This window comes from Streptomyces sp. NPDC002076, from assembly GCF_053593835.1.
The window spans coordinates 385,473-405,227 of record NZ_JBSFDI010000005.1; the positions used below are offsets into that span (position 1 = coordinate 385,473).

Annotated in this window: 16 protein-coding genes and 2 pseudogenes; 10 read left to right on the top strand and 8 right to left on the bottom strand. The window is 72.1% G+C overall.

Translation table 11 applies throughout. From position 1 onward, the window contains the following. Nucleotides 1–10: 10 nt before the first annotated feature. The 3 genes from ACWCQS_RS13890 to ACWCQS_RS13900 all read right to left on the bottom strand — a co-directional run bounded on the left by ACWCQS_RS13890 (nucleotide 11) and on the right by ACWCQS_RS13900 (nucleotide 4,779). A complete protein-coding gene (locus ACWCQS_RS13890) occupies nucleotides 11–1,972 on the bottom strand; it encodes a collagenase (protein ID WP_451004639.1) in 1,962 nt (653 codons plus the stop codon). Between the two features lie 148 nt (nucleotides 1,973–2,120). Next, nucleotides 2,121–3,074, bottom strand: a complete 954-nt coding sequence (locus ACWCQS_RS13895; protein WP_451004640.1) for a LysR family transcriptional regulator — start codon at nucleotides 3,072–3,074, stop codon at nucleotides 2,121–2,123. Nucleotides 3,075–3,891: 817 nt separating this feature from the next. Next, a complete protein-coding gene (locus tag ACWCQS_RS13900) occupies nucleotides 3,892–4,779 on the bottom strand; it encodes an NAD(P)-dependent oxidoreductase (RefSeq protein WP_451004641.1) in 888 nt (295 codons plus the stop codon). 67 nt (nucleotides 4,780–4,846) lie between these two features. On the opposite strand from ACWCQS_RS13900, the gene ACWCQS_RS13905 reads away from it, so the two are divergent. Continuing rightward, complete coding sequence (locus ACWCQS_RS13905) at nucleotides 4,847–5,197, top strand: winged helix-turn-helix transcriptional regulator (RefSeq protein WP_451004642.1); 351 nt, start codon at nucleotides 4,847–4,849, stop codon at nucleotides 5,195–5,197. Between the two features lie 254 nt (nucleotides 5,198–5,451). Here the strand turns inward: ACWCQS_RS13905 and proS are convergent, their stop codons facing one another. Next, nucleotides 5,452–6,864 carry a proline--tRNA ligase gene (proS, locus tag ACWCQS_RS13910; RefSeq protein ID WP_451004643.1) on the bottom strand — a complete coding sequence of 471 codons (1,413 nt, stop codon included), beginning with the start codon at nucleotides 6,862–6,864 and terminating at the stop codon, nucleotides 5,452–5,454. A 161-nt stretch (nucleotides 6,865–7,025) separates the two neighbouring features. Between proS and ACWCQS_RS13915 the strand changes: the two genes are divergently transcribed. The 4 genes and pseudogenes from ACWCQS_RS13915 to ACWCQS_RS13930 all read left to right on the top strand — a co-directional run bounded on the left by ACWCQS_RS13915 (nucleotide 7,026) and on the right by ACWCQS_RS13930 (nucleotide 11,422). After that, entirely contained in the window at nucleotides 7,026–8,576 is a 1,551-nt protein-coding gene (locus ACWCQS_RS13915; RefSeq protein WP_451004644.1) for a hypothetical protein, read from the top strand. A gap of 20 nt (nucleotides 8,577–8,596) precedes the next feature. Beyond that, a pseudogene (locus ACWCQS_RS13920) lies at nucleotides 8,597–9,565 on the top strand (LacI family DNA-binding transcriptional regulator); the annotation flags it as partial. 96 nt (nucleotides 9,566–9,661) lie between these two features. Further along, entirely contained in the window at nucleotides 9,662–10,231 is a 570-nt protein-coding gene (locus ACWCQS_RS13925; RefSeq protein ID WP_451004733.1) for a TetR/AcrR family transcriptional regulator, read from the top strand. A 24-nt stretch (nucleotides 10,232–10,255) separates the two neighbouring features. After that, the gene (locus ACWCQS_RS13930) at nucleotides 10,256–11,422 is read left to right on the top strand and encodes a GDSL-type esterase/lipase family protein (protein ID WP_451004645.1); all 1,167 of its coding nucleotides are present in this window, start codon (nucleotides 10,256–10,258) and stop codon (nucleotides 11,420–11,422) included. 15 nt (nucleotides 11,423–11,437) lie between these two features. Here ACWCQS_RS13930 and ACWCQS_RS13935 read toward each other — a convergent pair whose 3' ends face one another. Both ACWCQS_RS13935 and ACWCQS_RS13940 read right to left on the bottom strand, forming a co-directional pair. Continuing rightward, nucleotides 11,438–12,217: a class F sortase gene (locus ACWCQS_RS13935; protein WP_451004646.1), complete on the bottom strand. Its 780-nt coding sequence runs from the start codon at nucleotides 12,215–12,217 to the stop codon at nucleotides 11,438–11,440. Nucleotides 12,218–12,420: 203 nt separating this feature from the next. Further along, on the bottom strand, nucleotides 12,421–12,714 hold the full coding sequence (locus ACWCQS_RS13940; protein ID WP_451004647.1) for a hypothetical protein: 294 nt from the start codon (nucleotides 12,712–12,714) through the stop codon (nucleotides 12,421–12,423). Here ACWCQS_RS13940 and ACWCQS_RS13945 point away from each other — a divergent pair. Together ACWCQS_RS13945 and ACWCQS_RS13950 are read left to right on the top strand one after the other, a co-directional pair. Then, nucleotides 12,709–13,074: a hypothetical protein gene (locus ACWCQS_RS13945; protein ID WP_451004648.1), complete on the top strand. Its 366-nt coding sequence runs from the start codon at nucleotides 12,709–12,711 to the stop codon at nucleotides 13,072–13,074. The genes ACWCQS_RS13940 and ACWCQS_RS13945 overlap by 6 nt on opposite strands. Before the next feature lie 882 nt (nucleotides 13,075–13,956). Further along, nucleotides 13,957–14,835, top strand: coding sequence for an SCO6745 family protein (locus ACWCQS_RS13950; RefSeq protein WP_451004649.1), 879 nt, complete (start codon nucleotides 13,957–13,959; stop codon nucleotides 14,833–14,835). A 538-nt stretch (nucleotides 14,836–15,373) separates the two neighbouring features. Here ACWCQS_RS13950 and ACWCQS_RS13955 read toward each other — a convergent pair. Together ACWCQS_RS13955 and ACWCQS_RS13960 are read right to left on the bottom strand one after the other, a co-directional pair. Next, complete coding sequence (locus ACWCQS_RS13955; RefSeq protein ID WP_451004650.1) at nucleotides 15,374–16,585, bottom strand: cytochrome P450; 1,212 nt, start codon at nucleotides 16,583–16,585, stop codon at nucleotides 15,374–15,376. Further along, nucleotides 16,582–17,276: pseudogene (locus ACWCQS_RS13960) on the bottom strand (tRNA-dependent cyclodipeptide synthase). The gene ACWCQS_RS13955 and the pseudogene ACWCQS_RS13960 overlap by 4 nt, the downstream one beginning before the upstream one ends. Before the next feature lie 208 nt (nucleotides 17,277–17,484). Between ACWCQS_RS13960 and ACWCQS_RS13965 the strand changes: the two are divergent. The 3 genes from ACWCQS_RS13965 to tgmB all read left to right on the top strand — a co-directional run bounded on the left by ACWCQS_RS13965 (nucleotide 17,485) and on the right by tgmB (nucleotide 19,737). After that, the gene (locus ACWCQS_RS13965; protein WP_451004651.1) at nucleotides 17,485–18,366 is read left to right on the top strand and encodes a fructosamine kinase family protein; all 882 of its coding nucleotides are present in this window, start codon (nucleotides 17,485–17,487) and stop codon (nucleotides 18,364–18,366) included. Nucleotides 18,367–18,545: 179 nt separating this feature from the next. After that, the gene (gene tgmA, locus ACWCQS_RS13970; protein ID WP_020938095.1) at nucleotides 18,546–18,737 is read left to right on the top strand and encodes a putative ATP-grasp-modified RiPP; all 192 of its coding nucleotides are present in this window, start codon (nucleotides 18,546–18,548) and stop codon (nucleotides 18,735–18,737) included. A gap of 16 nt (nucleotides 18,738–18,753) precedes the next feature. Beyond that, nucleotides 18,754–19,737 (top strand): ATP-grasp ribosomal peptide maturase, encoded by a 984-nt coding sequence (gene tgmB / locus ACWCQS_RS13975; RefSeq protein WP_451004652.1) that lies wholly within the window; start codon nucleotides 18,754–18,756, stop codon nucleotides 19,735–19,737. The last annotated feature ends 18 nt before the right edge of the window (nucleotides 19,738–19,755 follow it).

Consider the following 19,755-nt stretch of genomic DNA (forward strand, 5'->3'; position numbering starts at 1 on the left):
GCGCGTGCGGTCAGGCCTTCGCCGGCCTGGCGCAGGCGCCCGCGGCACACGCGGTGAGCCACTGGTCGAAGTCGGCGTCGTAGCGGGTGCCGATGCCGTCGTGGTAGACGGCGTATCCGCCGGCGTAGTCACCGACGCGGAAGCGGGCGAGCATGCGCTGGAGGTCGTCCGGGTGGTTCTCGGCCATGTAGCGCACGGCGAGGTAGCCCCACGGGTAGGTGCGGATCACGTCGCTGTTGTCGTAGGTGCTCTGGAACAGGGTGCTCAGCTTGTACGTGTGCTTGGCGGCCTCCTGGATCGCCTGGTCGTCGGCGAGGCCGCGGTAGCTGTAGGACACGTACTCGGCCAGGCCCTCGATCCACCAGATGTCCGGCACCGAGATCTGCTGGTCGAAGGCGCCCTTCATGTCGTCGCGGCCGTCGAGGAAGTGCGTGTACTCGTGGTTGAGGTTCCAGATCCGGGCCGTGAAACCGTCGTCGTAGTTCTTCTGGTACATGATCGAGGTGACGTGGTTGGCCGGGTCGGACGGGTCGCCGTCCAGGGTCATGCCGCCGTTGTCGGTGCTGATGCCGTAGATCGGGCCGGCGTAGGTCTGGTAGTCGGTGCGGCCGGCGAAGACCACGAGCCGGATGGTGGACACGTACTGGCCGGGTATCGCTCCGTCGGCCTTCACCACGCCGCGGAAGTAGGCGCTCTGGTTCAGCACACTGGCGCAGGCGGCGTCGAGGTCGGCGGCGGTCAGCGACTGGGCGAGGATGCTGACGTTCGCGTCGCACTGGCGGCTGACCGGCAGGACGGCTCTGGTCAGCTTGCCGGGCAGGTCGCAGACGTCGTAGTAGGCGCAGTTGGCGCTGTCGTAGGCGTTCGCCTGCGTGGCCACGGCGACCCAGAGCCCGGCCGTGGGGCCGGTCATAGCGGTCTCCTCCAGCAGGTCCTTGGTCAACGGGCGGACCGTGTCCTGCAGTTCGGGGTGCTCGACATAACGGGCCAGGTTCATCCCGGCGTTGGAGTCCAGGAACGCCTGGTCGGTGCCGAGCAGGTCGGTGTTGGCGAGCGCGAAGTCGTCCAGGGTGTCGATGATGCCCGGGTCGGCCTCGACCGCCTTGACGTAGTCGGGGTTCCAGTTGCCGCGCCACAGCGGGGTGTAGACGTCGTTGACGGCCCTGACCATGCTGTCGACGGAGTCGTACGAGCTGTCGTAGTCGTTCAGCAGCCGTCGGTACACGGAGAGATAGCGGCCCTGCTGGTCGGCGCTGTCGGTGAGGATGACGGTCTCGCCCAGGATGTCGCCGTTGACCGCCGTGACATCACGCGAGTGCGACCGGGCGAAGAAGGCGTCCAGGCCGGCCGTGACGGCCGTGGTGAGGCGGGTGGTGTACGCGCCCACGTCCGCGGCGTGGTTGAACTGCACGTAGTAGCCGGCCCGAAGGAAGAGAACCAGCTGCTCCAGGCCGCCGGAGTTGTCGCCGCGGTACAGCTTGGCCGTGCGGGTGTACGCAGCCGCCACGCTGAGCATCTGGGCCTGGCGGAAGACGTCGTGGGCGTCCTTGCCGGTCACCGAGAACAGGGTGTTGACGCAGTCCGTCGACGAGGCCTTCACGAAGGACACGAGGGCGGAGCCGGTACGGCTGCCGAAGTCGGCCGGAGTGCAGGAGGCCGCCTTGGCCACCCTTCGGGCCGGGTGGGCCGAGAGGGGCTGCAGAGGCGGGAGTTCGGCCGGGCTGAGCCGCCGGGCCCGGCTCGCGGGACGCTCGGTGACGGGGGTGGTCGCACCGGTCGGCGACGGCGTGGACGCGTGCTTGCGGGGCGCGGTGGCGGCAGCGGTGTGCGGCCGCTGCGGGGCCGCCAGCGCGGGCGTGGACAGCAGTCCGGCCACGGTGACACAGACGACCGCGGCGCCGGCCGTGCGCGTGGCCGTACGACGGTGGCCGCGGCCGGGCATGCGTCTGGGCAGCGCGAAGCGATAGCGCATCTGGATTCCTCCACGAAGGGATGCGCCTCTGTGGGGTGTTGAGGCGTGTGAGGCACTGTCTCAGCGGGCCGCCCGCCCCAACAATGCCGTGTGACATAGCACATGACACTGCGCACGCATAACATCACGGTGCGCCTTTGACCTCCCGCTAGGCTCCGGTGACGCTCCAGGTGCGCGAGGCCCAGGCCCGCAGGTGGGGTGCCTGGGCGACGAGGTCGCGGTAGGCGGCGGTCGCGGACTGGGACAGTGCCTCCACGGCCTCCTCGGTGACGGTGTCGGGCCGCCAGGCCAGCACATAACGGCACCACAGCGGTGAACCGGCCAACGGCTTGACCACGACATGTGGGATCGGCCGCAGCGTCGGCTGTACGAGGGACACCCCGAGGCCGTCGGCGATCATGCTCTGCAGCTGGGTCTGGTCGCCGAGGAACTCATGCACGGTGACCGGTGTGAAACCGGCCGCCGCACAAGCGTCGTAGAACACCCCGGGCCAGCCGGCACCGTCGTCCGGGGTCACGAACCACGCGTCCTCGGCCAGATCGGCGAGCTGGACCTGGGAGCACTGCCGCAGCCGGTGCCGGGAGGGCAGGGCGACGAACGTCGGCTCGGTGACGATCCCGCGGTGCCGCACCGCGCCGGAGTGGCGCAGTTCCATACCCGGATAGTCGGCGGCGATGGCCGCGTCCACCGCGCCCTCCTCCAGCAGCTCGACGATCCGCGAGGAGGCGTAGACGCTCGTGACGGCGAGGGACAGCTCCGGCAGCCGGGTACGGACGCGGGAGATCGTGCCGGACAGCATGGGCGAGTTGGTCGCCGCCACGCGCAGGGTACGGCGGGCCCGCGCGGCTGCCGGGCGGTGGCCGATGGCGTCGGCGCGGGTCAGCACGTCACGGGCCTGGGCGACGACCTCGGCGCCGTAGCGGGTGGGCCGCACTCCGCTCGTGCCGCGCTCGAAGAGCGGCTCGCCGAGGTGCCGCTCGATGCGCCGCAGCTGGGTGCTCACGGCGGGCTGCGAGTAGCCGAGCTGTGCCGCGGCGCGACCCACACTTCCCGCGTCGGCGATCGCGCACAGCACCCGCAGGTGCCGCAGCTCCAGCTCCATCGCTCCACTCCCCGTTTCGGTCCCCGGCCGGTCCCGTGCGCACAGCCGTCGCCGGCCGTGGTCGCGACCGGCGGACCGAAGCGTCGCACTGCGCCGCGCCAGGCACAAGTCGCAGGTCCGCCGACCTGTGCCCACCGGGTTGCGGAGCCGGACCGGTCCCCGCGCGCGGCCTGAGCAACTCCGTGAACGCCTGTGCCCGTCCGGGCCGGACGACCGCGCGGTGGGCTTCCGCACGGCTGGGCTCGCAGCGGTCGGGACGCGAGGGGCCACTGAGCCGGTGGCCGATGCGGGCGGGACGGCGTCGACCCCGAGTCCGAGCCGCGCGGCCGCGTCGACGTCCCCTGTTCTCCTCGTCCAGCGCAAACGGAGTGCGACACCGTACGGGCGGCTCGTCCTCCACTCGGTTGGTCCAGCCGAGCAGCACCCTCAGCACTGAAGGACCGGACGGGAGGGAGGCCGGTCGCCGCCGGGCGGGCTGGGCGGGCGGCCCGGCGAGGCGGGCCGCCTGGGCCGGGGCCGGGGAGCAGCTCCGTGCCGGCCCTCCCTTCGGGCCCCGACCGACCCGGTCCGCCGCACTGCCGGTCCTCCCCCAGCCCCGACCCGCCCAGACTGCCTGAGTGCCGGCCCTCCCCCGGATCCGACCCGTGCGGACCACCTCAGTGCCGCATCCTGCGGGCCTCGACCGACCCCGTTTGCCTCGCTGCCGGCCCTCCCCCGGATCCGACGCGTGCGGACAACCTCAGTCCCCCCTGCGAGCCTCGACCAACCCATTCGCCTCGCTGCCTGCCCTCCTCCGGCCCGGCCCGCCCAGACCGCCTCACTGCCGGCCCAGTACCTCCGCGACCCGAATGAAACCGTCCGTGCCGTGGCCGAGACCGATGGTGCGGCGGGTCATGCCTTCCACCGCGCGCATCACACCCGCGTCGATACCGTGGGTCTCCGAGACGGCGACGACATGGGCCATGGTCGAGGCGGCCGAGGTGAGGGGGTTGATCGCCCCGGAGTAGGAGCCGTCGTCGGCGTCCCGCGCGAACTCGGCGAAGAGCGGCGGCAGGATCGCGCCGACGCCCTGCGCGAAGGGTGCGAGCTCCCCGGCGGTGACGCCCTCGGCCCGGGCGATCGCCACGGCGTGGGCATAGCCGGCCATCGCCGTCCAGAAGAGGTCGAGCAGCGCGATGTCGAAGGTGGCGGCGCGTCCGATCTCCTCGCCGAGGTAGGTGTGCGTGCCGCCCAGTGCCTCCAGCACGGGCCGCTGCTCCTCGTACAGGGCCCGCGGTCCGCTGTGCAGGAAGACCGCCTCGGGTGTGCCGATGCTGGGCGCGGGGGTCATGATCGCGCCGTCCAGGTAGCGGATGCCGTGCGCGGCCGCCCAGCGCGCCGTCTCGCGGGCCCGGCCCGGGGTGTCGGCGGTCAGGTTCACGACCGTACGGCCCTTGAGCGCCCGGGTGACGGGTTCGGGCCGCAGAAGGGCGTCGACCGCGTCGTAGTTCACCACGCAGACCACGGTCAGGTCCCCGGCCGCCACGGCCTCCTCGGCCGATCCGGCGCCGGCCGCCCCCTGCGCGATCACCTCCCGGTCCTTGCCCGGTGTGCGGTTCCAGACCGTGGTCCGCAGCCCCGCTCTCAGGAAGCTGCCGGCGAGCGAGCGGCCCATCGGGCCGAGACCGAGCACGGTGACGGAAGGAAGATTCGTGGACGTGGACATGTTTCAACTCCTGTACGTGCAAAGGAATGTGGCCGTACGGCCTGACGGGGAACAGAAGAGGACACCGATGACACGCAGCCGCGCTCAGGACCCGAACGTCTGTGGCGTGACCGCCGCGATCGCCGTGATCGACGGCAAGTGGAAGACGTCCCTGCTGTGGCTGCTGGAGTCCGGCCCGCACCGGCCCGCCGAACTACGGCGCCGGCTACCCGGGTTGAGCGAGAAGGTGCTGACTCAGGCGCTGCGCGAGATGGAGGAGGACGGCCTGGTGCATCGGGAGGTGTACGACGTCCTGCCGCCGAAGACCGTGTACACGCTGACCGGCTTCGGCCGCGACCTGTCCGACGCCCTCGGCCCCGTGTCCGACTGGGGACACCGCCGGCTGGAACGACTCGGCGAACGCGGAACGGCGTCCTGACACGGCACCGCCGCCACCTCCTCTCGCACTGACGCCCTGCCCTCCGGCCTCCCGAAACAGCCTCTCCCGGCCGGGCACGGGCCGCCAAGTACGCACAAAAAAGTGGGTATGCCCGCACGCCGGCCGCCCGCCTGCCGACCGGGCGCGAGAGGCGCACCTCCTCGACTGCGACAACCTGTTGTTTCGGCCTCGCAGCAGTCGGGCGCGGCTTGGCGGCCGCCCTGCTCACCTGACGGCAGATCCGCCCGCGCCGGTCAGTACGCCCGCGCCACCACCGCCACGTTCCCCGGTTGGTCCTCCCTCTCCGGAACCGAACCGTCCGCCGCGACCAGGCACCGCACGGACACGCCCCGCTCGGCGAGTCCGGCCTCGCCCTCGGGGCCCAGCGTGGCCCAGGGGATGCGGGCCCAGCCGGTGGCGGCGGCCTCCGCGGCCTCCTCGACGGTGGTCACCTCGACCGTGCGGTCCTCGCGGCGCCGGCGGGACTGCTCCAGCAGCAGGGCCTGGTCGTCCACCAGCGCCTTGGGCAGGAGCGCGGACAGGGCCTCGGCCGCGACCGGCTCCTTTGTGCCCGGGATCCGGCGGACCAGCATGGCGGTGCCGTGCTCCAGGTCGCGGGGCCCGACCTCGATCCGTACCGGCACGCCCTTCAGCTCCCAGTCGACGGCGCGCCGGCCGAACGGCACGTCCGTGCGGTCGTCGACGTGGACGCGTACGCCCGCCTCCCTCAGCCGCTCGCCGATCGCGCGGACGCAGGCCAGCACCTCCTCGTCGCCCTTGACCGCGAGGACCACCGCCTGAACCGGGGCCAGGCGGGGCGGGACACGCAGCCCTTCGTCGTCGCCGTGCGTCATCACCAGCGCGCCGATCATGCGGGTGGTGGAGCCCCAGGAGGTCTGCCAGACGTACTCCTGCCGGCCGTCCCGGGTCACGAACTGCGTGCGGAAGGCCTTGGCGAAGTTCTGGCCCAGCTCATGGCTGGTGACCATCTGGAGGGCCTTGCCGTCGCCCATCATGCTCTCCAGCGTGAGGGTGTTGATCGCGCCGGCGAACCGCTCGCGGGCAGTCTTGCGTCCGGAGACGAAGTCCATGGCGAGGACGCCGCGCAGGAACGCGCCGTAGACCTCGCTCTGGACGCGTGCCGCGAAGGTGCGGGCCTCCTCGTACGTGGCGTGCGCGGTGTGGCCCTCCTGCCACAGGAACTCGGTCGTGCGCAGGAACAGCCGCGGGCGCAGCTCCCAACGCACCACGTTCGCCCACTGGTTGATCAGCAGCGGCAGATCGCGGTAGCTCTGCACCCACTTGGCGAAGTACTCGTTGACGATCGTCTCGGAGGTGGGACGGACCACGACCGGCTCCTCCAGCTCCTTGCCACCCGCATGGGTGACGACCGCGAGCTCGGGCGCGAAGCCCTCGACGTGCTCGGCCTCCCTCGTCAGATACGACTGGGGGATGAGCAGCGGGAAGTACGCGTTCTGGGTGCCGGTCGCCTTGATCCGGGCGTCCATCTCCTGCTGCATCCGCTCCCACAGGCCGTACCCGTACGGTCGGATGACCATGGTGCCGCGCACCGGGCCGTTGTCGGCCAGCTCCGCCTTGGTGATCAGGTCCTGGTACCAGCGCGGGAAGTCGTCCGCCCGGGGTGTGAGAACGGGTGCCTTTGCCATGCCGGGGAGAGTAGGTCCCGGTTCCAGTCGTCTGCGAGTCAATTTCGGCCCGTGTCGACGCCCCCTCATCAGCCCCCTCACCGCCCCCTTGACGCTCCCTGGTCCCGATGGAAATTTTTATCGATACAAACAAGCGAACGCTCTCGGATGGGAGTACGTCCGTGCCCAACGCCACCGCGATCATCAACCTCGACATCGAGGGTCCGAAGATCAGCCGTCACCTGTACGGGCACTTCGCCGAGCATCTGGGGCGCTGTGTCTACGGCGGGTTCTGGGTCGGCGAGGACTCCCCGATCCCGAACGCGGGCGGTGTCCGCCTGGACGTCGTCGAGGCGCTGCGCGCCCTGCGCATCCCCAACCTGCGGTGGCCGGGCGGCTGTTTCGCGGACGAGTACCACTGGAAGGACGGCATCGGCCCGTGTGAGGAGCGCCCCCGGATGGTCAACACCCACTGGGGCGACGTGGAGGAGAACAACCACTTCGGCACCCATGAGTTCATGGCGCTGTGCGAACTGCTCGGCGCGGAGCCGTACATCAGCGGCAACGTGGGCAGCGGCACCGTCCGGGAGATGAGCGAGTGGGTCGAGTACCTCACTCGGGACGGCGACAGCCCGATGGTGCGGCTGCGCAAGGAGAACGGGCGCGAGGAGCCGTGGCGGGTGCGATTCTGGGGCATCGGCAACGAGACCTGGGGCTGTGGCGGCAACATGCGCGCCGAGTACTTCGCGGACCTCGCCCGCCAGTACGCGACGTACTGTCGCGACCACGGCACCAACAAGCTGTACCGGATCGCCTCGGGAGCCTCCGACGAGGACTACCAGTGGACCGAGACGCTGATGCGGCAGATCAACTGCTTCGGCTGCGAGGCCACTCCGCGCACCTACTACCAGGCCCTGTCCGTCCACTACTACACGCTGGCCGGGTCCTGGGAGGCCAAGGGCAGCGCCACGGTCTTCGACACCCAGGACTACTACCGCACGATGGTCTCGGCCCGGCGCGTCGACCGCATTCTCACCGGTCACTCCACCGTCATGAACTGCTACGACCCCCGGCGCACCGTCGGGCTCGTGCTGGACGAGTGGGGCACCTGGTGGGACGTCGAGTACCGGCCACGGGCAGTCGGGCGGCGACCGCCCGGCGCGGTACGCCCCGCACGGATGGCGCGGTGGGCGCCCTGGCAGGGCGAGGGCGGCTGGGCGGACGCCGACATGCTGCCGCTCGGCCGCATCGGCATCCGCGCCGAACGCGGCACGGACCGGCTGTCCAGGCGCACCCGGCCCGAACAGATCAGTCTGCTCACCCTGTGGCTGATCTCCCGTTCCCCGCTGATGATGGGCGGCGACCTGCCGACGAGCCCGCCGCAGACCATCGAACTCCTCACCAACGACGAGGCGTTGGCCGTCCTCATGCACAGCACCGGCAACCGCGAGGTGCTGCGCGAGGGCGACCTGGTGCTGTGGGCCGCCCGCGACACCGACGGCCCTACCCGGTACGCCGCCGTCTTCTCCCTGGCCGCCCGGCCCCGCCGGTACGAGGTGCCGCTCGGCTCGATCGGTGCCCGCCCGGCCGATCGCGTCCGGGAGCTGTGGACCCCCCGGGTGCCGCACGACGGCCGGCACCTGGCGGTCGAGGTGCCCGCCCATGGCGCCGCGCTCTATCGTCTCGCGGTGGACGGCGTACGTCCCCCTTCGGAGGACACCGGGCAGGAGTGAACGTGGCGACGATCCAGGACGTGGCGAAGGCGGCGGGCGTGTCGGCGATGACCGTCTCCAACGTCATCAACGACCACCCCCACGTCCGCCCCGCCACCCGCGAGCGCGTCCTCGCTGCGATGGCCCGGCTCGACTACCGGGTCAACGTGGCGGCCCGCAACCTCCGCAAGGGCCGCACCGGCACCATCGGCCTCGCGGTCCCCGAGGTGAACCGCCCGTACTACGGCCGGCTGGCCGAGGCCGTCATCGGCGTGGCGGGCCGGCACGGGCTGCACGTGAGCATCGAGCAGACCGGGGCCCGCCGGGAGAACGAGCTGGCGGCGCTGTCCCAGTCCCGCAACCGGCTCTACGACGGACTGATCCTCAGCACCGTCGGCATGGGCCCGGCCGACATCGAGGCGCTCAGGGTGGACCACCCGGTGGTGATCCTCGGCGAGCGGATCTTCCGCGGGCCCGTGGACCATGTAGCCATGCCCAACGTCGAGGCGTCGGCGGCCGCAACCGGACATCTGATCGAGCGGGGCTGCCGGCGCGTGGCCGTCGTATGCGGGGAACTGCGCGACGAGGTCGACGTGTCGAGCCTGCGGCACACCGGCTACCGGCAGGCGCTGGCCGCCGCCGGTCTGCCCGAGGACCCGGAGCTGGTGCGGAGCGTGCCCGCGCTCACCATGGAGGCGGGGGCCCGCCAGGCGCGGGCGATGGTGGCGGGCGGGCTGGACTTCGACGGCGTGTTCTGTGTGACGGACACCGTGGCGATGGGCGTGCTGCGCGGTCTCGCGGACGCGGGGGTACGCGTGCCGCAGCAGGTCAAGGTGATCGGGTTCGACAACGTCGACGAGAGCGCGTTCCTCGTCCCGTCGCTGTCCACGGTGGATCCGGATCACGACCTGATGGCGGAGCGGGCCGTCGCCCTGCTCGTCGCGCGGCTGGGCAGTGCGGGTCCGCCGATGGACCCGGAGGAGTTCGTCGGCCCCTTCTCCCTGGTGATCCGCGAGTCGACGGGCGACCGATCCCTTAATTGCCCCTCCATTTGCCTAAAGCTTTTAGGAAACTCCATAATCGCTTATGGCAGAGGAGGGAAGATTATGGTGCGCGCAGGCTTGACCACCGAGCGCCTGGTCCGTGCGGGCGCGGAACTCGCCGACGAGGTCGGCTTCGACCAGGTGACCGTGTCGGCGCTGGCCCGGCGGTTCGACGTCAAGGTCGCGAGTCTGTACTCGCACCTGAAGAACTCCCAGGACCTGAAGACGCGGATCACGCTGCTCGCCCTGGAGGAGCTGGCCGACCGCGCCGCCGACGCGCTCGCCGGCCGGTCCGGCAAGGACGCCCTCGCCGCCTTCGCCGATGTCTACCGCGACTACGCCCGCCGGCACCCCGGCCGCTACGCGGCGGCCCGGCACCCGCTGGACCCCGAGACGGCTGCCGCGAGCGCCGGCCCCCGGCACGCGCAGCTGACCCGGGCGATCCTGCGCGGCTACGACCTCGCCGAGCCGGACCAGACCCACGCGGTCCGCCTGCTCGGCAGTGTCTTCCACGGCTACGTCAGCCTGGAGACGGCCGGCGGATTCAGCCACAGCGCTCCCGACTCCCAGGAGTCCTGGACCCGGATCCTGGACGCCCTCGATTCCCTGCTGCGCAACTGGCCCACCCCCTGACCCCTGGAAACGCAGGCCGACACCATGCACACCACCCCGCTCACCCCCGACCTCGTGCGCGGCGCCCTCGAACTGGAACACACCGCCCAGGGACTGCTGCCGCACCGGCTGCCGGCCCGCGCCCGGGCCCAGTGCGCCGACCCCCAGCTGGCCATGACGGAGTCCCAGCCCTCCGGTGTACGGCTGGTATTCCGCACCCGCGCGACCACCGTCGAGCTGGACACCCTGCCGACCAAGCGGGTCTACGTCGGCGCACCGCCGCGCCCGGACGGCGTGTACGACCTGCTCGTCGACGGACGTCCGGCCGGCAGCGGCCGAGTCGCCGGCGGCCACACGCTCACCATCGACATGACCACTGGTACGGCCGAGCACCGGCGGGGCCCGGTCGGCACCGTCCGCTTCTCCGGGCTGCCGGAAACCCTCAAGGTCGTGGAGATCTGGCTGCCGCACAACGAGAGGACCGAACTCGTCGCCCTGCGCACCGACGCGCCCGTGGAAGCCGTACCGCACCAGGGCCGCAAGGTGTGGCTGCACCACGGCAGTTCCATCAGCCACGGCTCGGAAGCCGCGAGCCCGACGACCACCTGGCCGGCGCTCGCCGCGTCCCTCGGCGGGGCGGAGCTGATCAATCTGGGGCTGGGCGGCAGCGCCCTGCTCGACCCGTTCACCGCTCGGGCACTGCGCGACACCCCGGCCGACCTGATCAGCGTCAAAGTCGGCATCAACGTGGTCAACACCGATCTGATGCGGCTGCGCGCGTTCGGGCCCGCCGTCCACGGTTTCCTCGACACCGTCCGCGACGGGCACCCCGACACACCGCTGCTCGTCGTCTCACCGATCCTGTGCCCCATTCATGAGGACACGCCGGGCCCCAGCCTCCCGGACTTCTCCGCGCTGAGCGAGGGCCGGCTGCGGTTCCGGGCCGCCGGGGACCCGGCGGAGAAGGCGGGCGGAAAACTCACCCTGGAAGTCATCCGGGAGGAGCTGGCCCGGATCGTGCGCGAGCGCTCGGCCGAGGACCCGCGGCTGCACTACCTCGACGGCCGTGAGCTGTACGGCGAGGCCGACTTCGGCGAACTGCCGCTGCCCGACGGCCTGCACCCGGACGCCGCCGCGCATCGCCGGATGGGCGAGCGGTTCGCGGCGCTGGCGTTCGGGCCGGGCGGACCCTTCGCGGACGGCGTCTCCTGACCCGTACGGGCCGGCTCACACCAGGTGGGCGAAGACCACGAGGTTGTCGGTGTAGTCCTTGGCCTTGTGGTCGTACGCCCCCGCGCAGGTGATCAGCCGCACCTCGGGACGCCGGGCGTCGGCGTAGACCCGCTTGCTGGGGAAGTCGTCCTTGGCGAACGTCTCCTGGTCGTCCACGACGAATTCGGCGTCGCGTCCGTCGGCGCGCTCCACGGTGAAGTGGTCGCCGCGCCTCAGCTGGTCCAGGCGGGCGAAGACGGCCGCGGAGGTCTTCGTGTCGACGTGCCCGGCGATGATCGCGGTGCCCCTCTCACCGGGCGAGGCGCCCTTGGCGTACCAGCCGACGAGGTTGGTGTCGGCTGCCGGTGGCGGATTGAGCTGCCCCGAGGCGCCGAGGGTCAGGGTGGTGAAGGGGGCGTTGACAGAGATCTTCGGGATGAGCAGACGGGTCGGTGCGGACCTGGGCAGCTCCGGGCCGGCGTGCGGCGGGTCGCCCTGCTGCGGGTCGGCCTGTTGCGGGTCGGTCTGTTGCGGGTCGGTCTGTTGCGGGTCGGTCTGTTGCGGGTCGGTCTGTTGCGGGTCGGTCTGTTGCGGGTCGGCCGGGGCGGCGGCGCTCGCGCCCGCGCCATGGGACGCCTGCGGTGAGCCGTCGGAGGTGTGGTGACCGCCGAACACGCTGACGGCGAGGAAGACGATCGCCACGCCCATCAGCGTCAGCCGCCGCCCGCCATGGCCGGAACTCCGCCCGCCCGCCTGCGGTCCCGCGGGGGTCGGGGAGGAGGGATCTGCTGCCATCGGACACCACCTCACTCGGGCACGGCAGCACGGGGATCTGGACAAGGGCGCCAAAGCGTTTCCCGGCGCGGAGGAGGGACGTACAGGGGGGCCTGCACCGGGGGACGGTGTGCGCACAGACTTGGGGGAAGCCCTGCGGGTGCGGGCCGCCGACGCGGTGGGCTCGCCGGCGGCGGCCGCAGCCTTTGCGTGGAGTCGTTCCGTCAGGACGCCTGCTGGCCGCCCTTCTTGCGGCGCAGCAGGTACATACCGCCTGCGCCGGCGGCCAGTACGGCCAGGCCGCCCGCGGTGACGCCGGGAGTGGCGAGCGCGCCGCCGCCGGTGTGCATGCCACCGCGCGGCCCGCCGCCGTCACGACCGCCGTAGCCGCCGCCGTCACCACCGCCGCCCCAGCCGCCGTCACCGCCACCGCCGTCACGACCGCCGCCGTCCCCGCCGCCGTAGCCGCCGCCGTCCCCGCCGCCGTCGCGACCCGAACCCCAGTCGTCGCCGTGCACCGCGGCGAGCGCACCGCCACCGGTGTGGACACCGCCGTGCGGCTCGTGGTGTCCGCGGCCGTCGTCGTGGCCGCCCCGGCCGTGGTCGTCGTCGGAACCGCGGCCGTGGTCGTCGCCGCGCCCATGGTCGTCATCGCTCCCATGGTCGTCGCCGCGGCCGTGGTCCTCGCCCCGACCATGGTCGTCATCGTCGCCGTGGTCGTCGCCGTGGTCGTCACCCCGCACAGCGGCCAGCGCTCCGCCACCTGTGTGGATCCCGCCGCGCGGCTCGTCGTGTCCGCGTCCCTTGTCGTCGTTGTCGCCGTGATCATTGTCGCGGCCGTGGTCGTCGTCGGAACCGCGGCCGTGGTCGTCCTCTGATCCGCGGCCTTGGTCGTCGTCGGAACCGCGGCCGTGGTCCTGGCTGTAGGAGGAGTCGTCGCGGCCTCCGTCGTCACCCGCGGGAACGGCGAAGGCGGCACTGGGCGCGCCGAAGGTCAGTGCGGCGGTAGTTGCCGCCGTGGCCAGAAGCATGCGGGCAGAACGCATATCGATGTCCTTCCGTCGTGACCGGGCAGCGGATCCCTCATCAGCTGGATGGACCCGGCCTCGACATGAACCACCGTCAGCGAACGCGCAACCTCCCACCATCCGGGCGACCCAGCCGGGTCACCGCGCCACCCGTCTGTCCCAGTGCTCCCGCGCCCGCGCCCCTCCGTCCGGGCGAATCACCCGGCGTGTCGCGCGGCACTCACCGGCGCCCGCAGCACGCCCCGGACCCCGGGCACCGAAGGTCGTTCCGTCGACCGTGCCGTACGACCGGAAGAACCGGGGAGCCGCCCCCGAGGGCAACATCAGCCACACGGCCGAGAGATCGGTCGCCGGATCACCCGTACGGACGTCCCCGAAGCCGGCCGCGTGGGCACGAGCCGGCCGCCGGGAAGGTCGGCCGGATCACCGCATCGGGCCGGGTCACCGAACACCCGGGCAGCGGGCCGAGCGGCATCGCGCGCGGACCCGACGGCCTGATCTGGTACGCCGACAGCTCCGGCCGGATCGGGAGGATCATCGCGCAGGGCACGATCACCACCTTCCGGGTGCCGGACGGCGCCGCCAAGGTGCCCCACTGGCCGTGTCCGGCCTCTGCCCGGGGTGAGATCCGGCCGGACCGAACGCGGGAGGCCCCGCCCCTCTTGTTATGACCGGCGTCATAACACAGTCTGGTGCCGACAGCACAACAGGTCGACGCGGTGGGAGGAAGCGGTGGCGGACGCGATGGCGCGGGCCCTGTGGGAGCGGTACGAACCGGTGCACGATCTCGTGTACTTCGCACCGGAGGCGCACCGCGCGGCGGAGGCGCTCGGGATGCGCGGATTCTGGATGGGGTACTTCGCGCTGCGGGCCGCGCCGCTGGGTGCGGTCCCGCCGTCCGTCGTGACGAGTTGTTTCTACGTCTTCCATCCCGCCCGGGTGGCCCGGGCCCTGCCGGACGCCTGGACGTACGCGACTCCCGCCGATGTGCTGGCCGCCCGTCAGGACGCCCTGCACGCGGCGATGACCGGTCTGTTCGGAGCGGACACCGTCGGCTCCGCCGAGTTCACCGAGGCTGCCGACCTCGCCTGGGAGGCCGCCGCGGCGGCGGACACCACGGGGCGGGTGCTGGCCGCGGCCAACCAGGCCCTGGACCGCCCGGAGCGCCCCACCGCGCGGCTGTGGCAGGGCCTGACCACCCTGCGGGAGCACCGGGGTGACGGGCATGTCGCGGTGCTGGTGAGCCAGGGACTCGGGCCGGTCGAGGCCATGGTGCTCAAGGCGGCCGCCGGCGAATCCGACGGGGCCTTTCTGCGGGAGACGCGCAAGTGGGCGCAGGCGGACTGGGATGCGGCCGGGGCACGCCTGCGGGAGCAGGGCCTGCTCGAAGCCGACGGGTCGCTCACTCCGGCCGGCGCGGCCGTGCGGGCGGAGGTGGAGGCGCTGACGGACGCGGCGGCCGAAGGCCCCTGGACCGCCCTCGGCACCGACCGCACCACACGCCTGGCCGACCTGCTGGATCCGCTGGCCCATGTCGTCGAGACCTCGGGCCTGCTGCCGCCGACCAACCCGGTGGGCCTGACCCGGGGCACCCCACAGGCCGCCCACTGACCAAGCCCCGGGCCGCCCCCCGGGAACGCCCAAGAAGCGCGCACCCGCTCACCCTCCGGTCGAGCCTGTCCGCGATGCCCCAGGGCGGAACCCCATCAAGTCGTCGACCGCGCCCTGGCCGGTCCGAGGTTGCGCCTTGGGCTGTCGCCTGCGGGGCCGGCCCGAGGTCGGGCGGTGATCGCTGGGGTGGCCCCAGGCGCAATTCCCGGAGACCACCGCCCACCCTCCCCAACCGGACCCGCCCCGTGACACCCGGGCCCCAGCCCCACACGGCCGACGCCCACACTCCACCCAACCGCCAGGCGTCACACCCGGAGCCCGCCCCCAACAACCACCGCCCGCCCTCCAGCCCAGCCCGCCGGATACCAGGTCCGGGGCCGGCCTCGCAGACCGCCGCCCGCCCTCCGGCCGGTCGAGGCCGCCGGAAACCAGTCCCAGGGCCAACCCCCACAGACCGCCATCCGCTCTCCGGTGGACCCCCGGCGCCCCCGCCCGGCCGCCGGGTCGGGGGCGTCGTACGGACGGCCGGGGGCGTGGGTTACCAGGTCACCGGTAGTCGCTCGGGGATGCGCTTCATGAAGCCCGTGCGCCAGACCAGTTGGGCGGGTGGTACGGCGAGCGCGAGCTCCGGCAGGCGGTCGAGGAGGACCTCCAGGGCGATCCGGGCGTGGGCGCGGCCGAGTACGGTAGCGGGACAGTAGTGGGCGCCGCCGCCGAAGGAGAGGTGGTCGGCGATGTTGTCGCGGTGGACGTCGAAGCGGTGCGGGTCGGGGAACTTCTCCGGATCGAGGTTGGCGCCCTCCACCAGCACCAGGACGAGTTCGCCCTCGCGTATGCAGACGTCGCCCAGCCGGACGTCCTCCAGGGCGAGGCGGGGCAGGGCGTCCCCGATGGAGAGGTTGATCCGCAGCAACTCCTCCACGCCGGGGCCGATCAGGTCCGGGCGGTCCCTGAGGAGGTCGCGGGCGATGGGGTGGGTGAGCAGGTGGACCAGGGCCATCGCGAGGAAGCCGGAGGTGGAGATGACGCCTGCGCCGAACATGGTGACGCCCACGGTGGCCAGCATCTCGTCGGTGAGGTGGGCGTAGTCGGGGTCGTCGCGCAGAGCCGCGAGTTCGCCCATCAGACCGTTGGTCGCCGGGTCGTCGAGCAGGGCCGTCATCCGGGCGATGTCCCGGTCCCAGTTGATCTCCGCGCCGGTGATCGGGCACGGCGAGTTCATGAAGGCGATGTCGAGGCTGCGCAGAAAAGCCGGCGCCTCGCTCTGCGGGATGCCGAGGACGCGGCAGTGCATGCCCGCCGAGTACGGCTCGCAGAACCCCCCGCGCAGGTCGGCCGTCGGGCCGTCGGCCAGCAGCCGGTCCACCAGCCGGTGCGCCTCCCCGCGCAGCCACTCCATCAGGCCCGGTGACTTCGGGTTGAGTGCCTTCAGCACGGCCCGGCGCAGCCCGGCGCCGGTGATGTTGCCCATGTTGTTCACGACCTCGGGCGGGATCGTGAGCGCGTACTGCCGGGGTACCCCGGGGGCGGAGGTGTCCTTGAGGGAGAACCGGTCGTCCTTCAGGACCTGGGCGCACAGGTCGTACGACGACACCAGCCAGGCCTCGTCGCCGGCGATGGTCCGCACGCGCCGTACGGGGGTGGTGGCGCGCAGGTGCTCCACCTCGGCGGGCACCTGGGTGCCGTCCCAGGAGAACGGGAAGTCGAGCAGGGGCGGCTGGTCGGCGCGGGCGCCGGGGGCGGTGGTCATGCGGCGGTTCCTTCGAGGGCGGCGGCGGGGGTGACGATGGCGTGGCCCTGGTTGCGGGAGGCGCGCAGACCGGCGCCACGGGAGTACAACAGCTCGGCCATCGGCAGCAGTTGGTGGTAGCAGTTGAGCGAGGAGGGCACCTTGAGGATCGCGGGCGTGTCCAGGAACAGCGGCGCCTCGGCGCACACGTACTCCAGACACACGGCCCGCTGCCGCTCGGTCGGCGTCTCGCCACGCGCACTGAGGAAACGCGATTCACCAGGGCATCGCAGACGGCCCGGAAGGCCCCGTCGGAGGCCAGGCGCGCCTGGAGCTGCCGATGGATGTCCCGGTAGGCGGGGTTGGTACGGAACTCGGACATCGGGTGCCAGTCCATCCGCAGACCCTCCGGATCGGCCGCCGACACCGCGTCACGGACCTTGGCGCGCACCCCGCGCAGGTTCTTCACCGCCTTGCGCCGGGCCTCGTCCGGTGGATAGCCGGACGCCTCGTACATCTCGGCCACGTACAGGTCGGTGTAGACGAAGTCGACCCTGTCGAAGTGGTCCAGTCCCCAGCGGGCGAGGTCGCGCAGGCGGCGGGCGGAGAAATAGCTGTTGCCCGGCGACACGCCGATCACGGCGTGTGCGCCCTCGCCCAGGATGACCTCGCAGTGAGAGGTGTACGGCTGGACTTCGAAGACGTCGGCCATCAGCACGGATGCTGTGGTCAAGGGGAAAGCCTCCGCCGCGCGCTAGTCCCGGCGGGGCCCAGTGCCCCTGGTGTGGCGACGCGGCGCCCTCACGCTAGCGGTACGGAATCAGCACGGGTAGTTACCGCCCGGGTTTGGCCGAAAACAGTCGTAGCAATGGTCGAAGTCACCTGCGGCAAGCCTCTCTTGCGGGCCCTACGCTGGGACTGTGGGCAACCGAGACGAGGATCCTGAGGATCCGGGACAGGTGGCGTCCCGGCTCACCGGACGGCCGGTCACCGGCGCACGGGCGGTCTCCGGGTCGCCGGCCCAGGTGACGCTGGACGGCGGCACGACGGTGATGGTCAAGCGCGGTGAGGCGCCCGGGGCCGTGCGCGCGGAGGTGGCGGGGCTGCGCTGGCTGGCCGAGGCGCACGCCGTCCGGGTGCCGGCCGTGCTCGGTCACGACCGACGCTGGATGGTGACGGAGCGGGTGCCGACCGGGCGGCCCGACCCCGAGGCGGCGCATCGTTTCGGCCAGGCCCTGGCCGCCCTGCACGCCGCGGGCGCTGCGGATTTCGGAGCTCCGCCGCCCGGCGGCCCCGAGGACGCGTTCATCGGCCTCGCCCCCATGCGCAACGCGCCGGGCGACGACTGGCCCGGCTGGTACGCCGAGCACCGTGTACTGCCGTATGTGCGCGGCGCGGTCGACCGCGGCACGCTCCGCCCGGGCGAGGCGGCCGTGTTCGAGCGGGTCTGCACGCGCCTGCCGGATCTGGCCGGGCCGGCCGAGCCGCCCGCGCGCCTGCACGGCGACCTGTGGAACGGGAACGTGCTGTGGGGCGCCGACGGCGAGGTCCGGCTCATCGACCCGGCCGCGCACGGCGGACACCGGGAGACGGACCTCGCGATGCTCCAGCTCTTCGGCTGCCCCCATCTGGACCGGGTGCTCGCGGGGTACGAGGAAGCGGCACCGCTCGCGCCCGGTCGGCGCGACCGAGTGGGCGTACATCAGCTGTTCCCGCTGCTCGTCCACGCCGTGCTGTTCGGACGCGGATATGCGGAACGGGCTTTGACGGTGGCACAGCACGCACTGTCGCTCGCGGAGTGAGCGCTGCCTTTCCCTGCGGAAGCGCAACGTCCTGGGCTCCACCGGCGTCATCGGCCATGCAGGCATGCCGTTCTGCGGTGCCCGTCGGCACCCCCTCCGACCCATGGTTACTCAGCGTGAGGAAACCAATCACCCGTTCGATTCGTATAAGGACGTGAAAGCCGAAACAGGGAGAGACCATGCAACCGTTCACGCTCAACTACGCGCGCCCCGCTGTGCAGTTGGACGTCACCACTCCGTATGCGTATGACTCCGGACTGCAGTTGAACGTCCTCCCGGACGGGCGGATCGCCGCCACCGACCACGCGACCCTGAGAGCACTGGGGACCACGACCTCGACGGCCGGTTCCAAGACGCACTTCGACGACTGAACGCGGGCCTTGGAAGATGACCGTGCTCATCCTGACCAGTGAAGAGGACGTGACGGCGGACATGGTGGTCCTCCGGCTGGGCGAGGCCGGTGTGCCCGTCGTCCGGCTCGACCCCGCCGATCTGACCAACGGGGTGGCGCTGTCGGGCGAGTACGTGCGGGGCGCCTGCCGTGGACATCTGTCCGTCGGCGGGCGACTGGTGAGCATGGGCGGCCTGCGCTCCGTCTGGGTGCGCAGGCCCGGCGACGCCGCCGCCCGCGCCGCCCAGCCGTCCGCCTGGCTGACGGAGGAGTCGTCGCAGGCGCTGTACGGCATGCTGCGCACGACCGACGCGCGCTGGATGAACCATCCGGACGCGGCCCGCCGCGCCCGCCACAAGCCCTGGCAGCTGCATCTCGCCCAGGGCAGCGGCCTCGCGGTGCCGGCCACGCTGATCACCACGTTCCCGCAGGCCGCCCGGGAGTTCGCGGAGCGCTTCCCGGATCTGGTGGTCAAACCGGTGTCCGGCGCGCATCCACAGGAGCCGCCGCGTGCGGTGCCGACCAGCCGCGTCGCACCGGACACCGACTTCTCGGCGGTGGCCTTCGGTCCGACGCTGCTGCAGCGCCGGATCCCCAAACGGGCCGACATCCGGCTCACCGTCGTCGGCGACACGCTGCTGGCCGCGCGCAAACCCGCCGACCCGGACGCCCACCCGGACGACGTGGACGTCCGTTTCGCCCAGTCGGTCTCTCCCTGGCTGCCTGCGGACGTGCCCCCGCGGGTCGCCGAGGGCGTACGGCGGTACATGAGGGGCGCGGAACTGGCTTACGGCGCATTCGACTTCGCCGAGGACGCCGACGGGATCTGGTGGTTCCTGGAGTGCAACCAGTCGGGTCAGTTCGGTTTCGTCGAGATGGACACAGGTCAGCCCATCGCCGCCACGATCGCCAAGTGGCTTGCCGCGGAGGGGGATCCGGGCGGCAGGTGTGCGGAGGTCAACCGGAGCGCAGGCTCTTGAGGGTGCGGGGATCGGCTC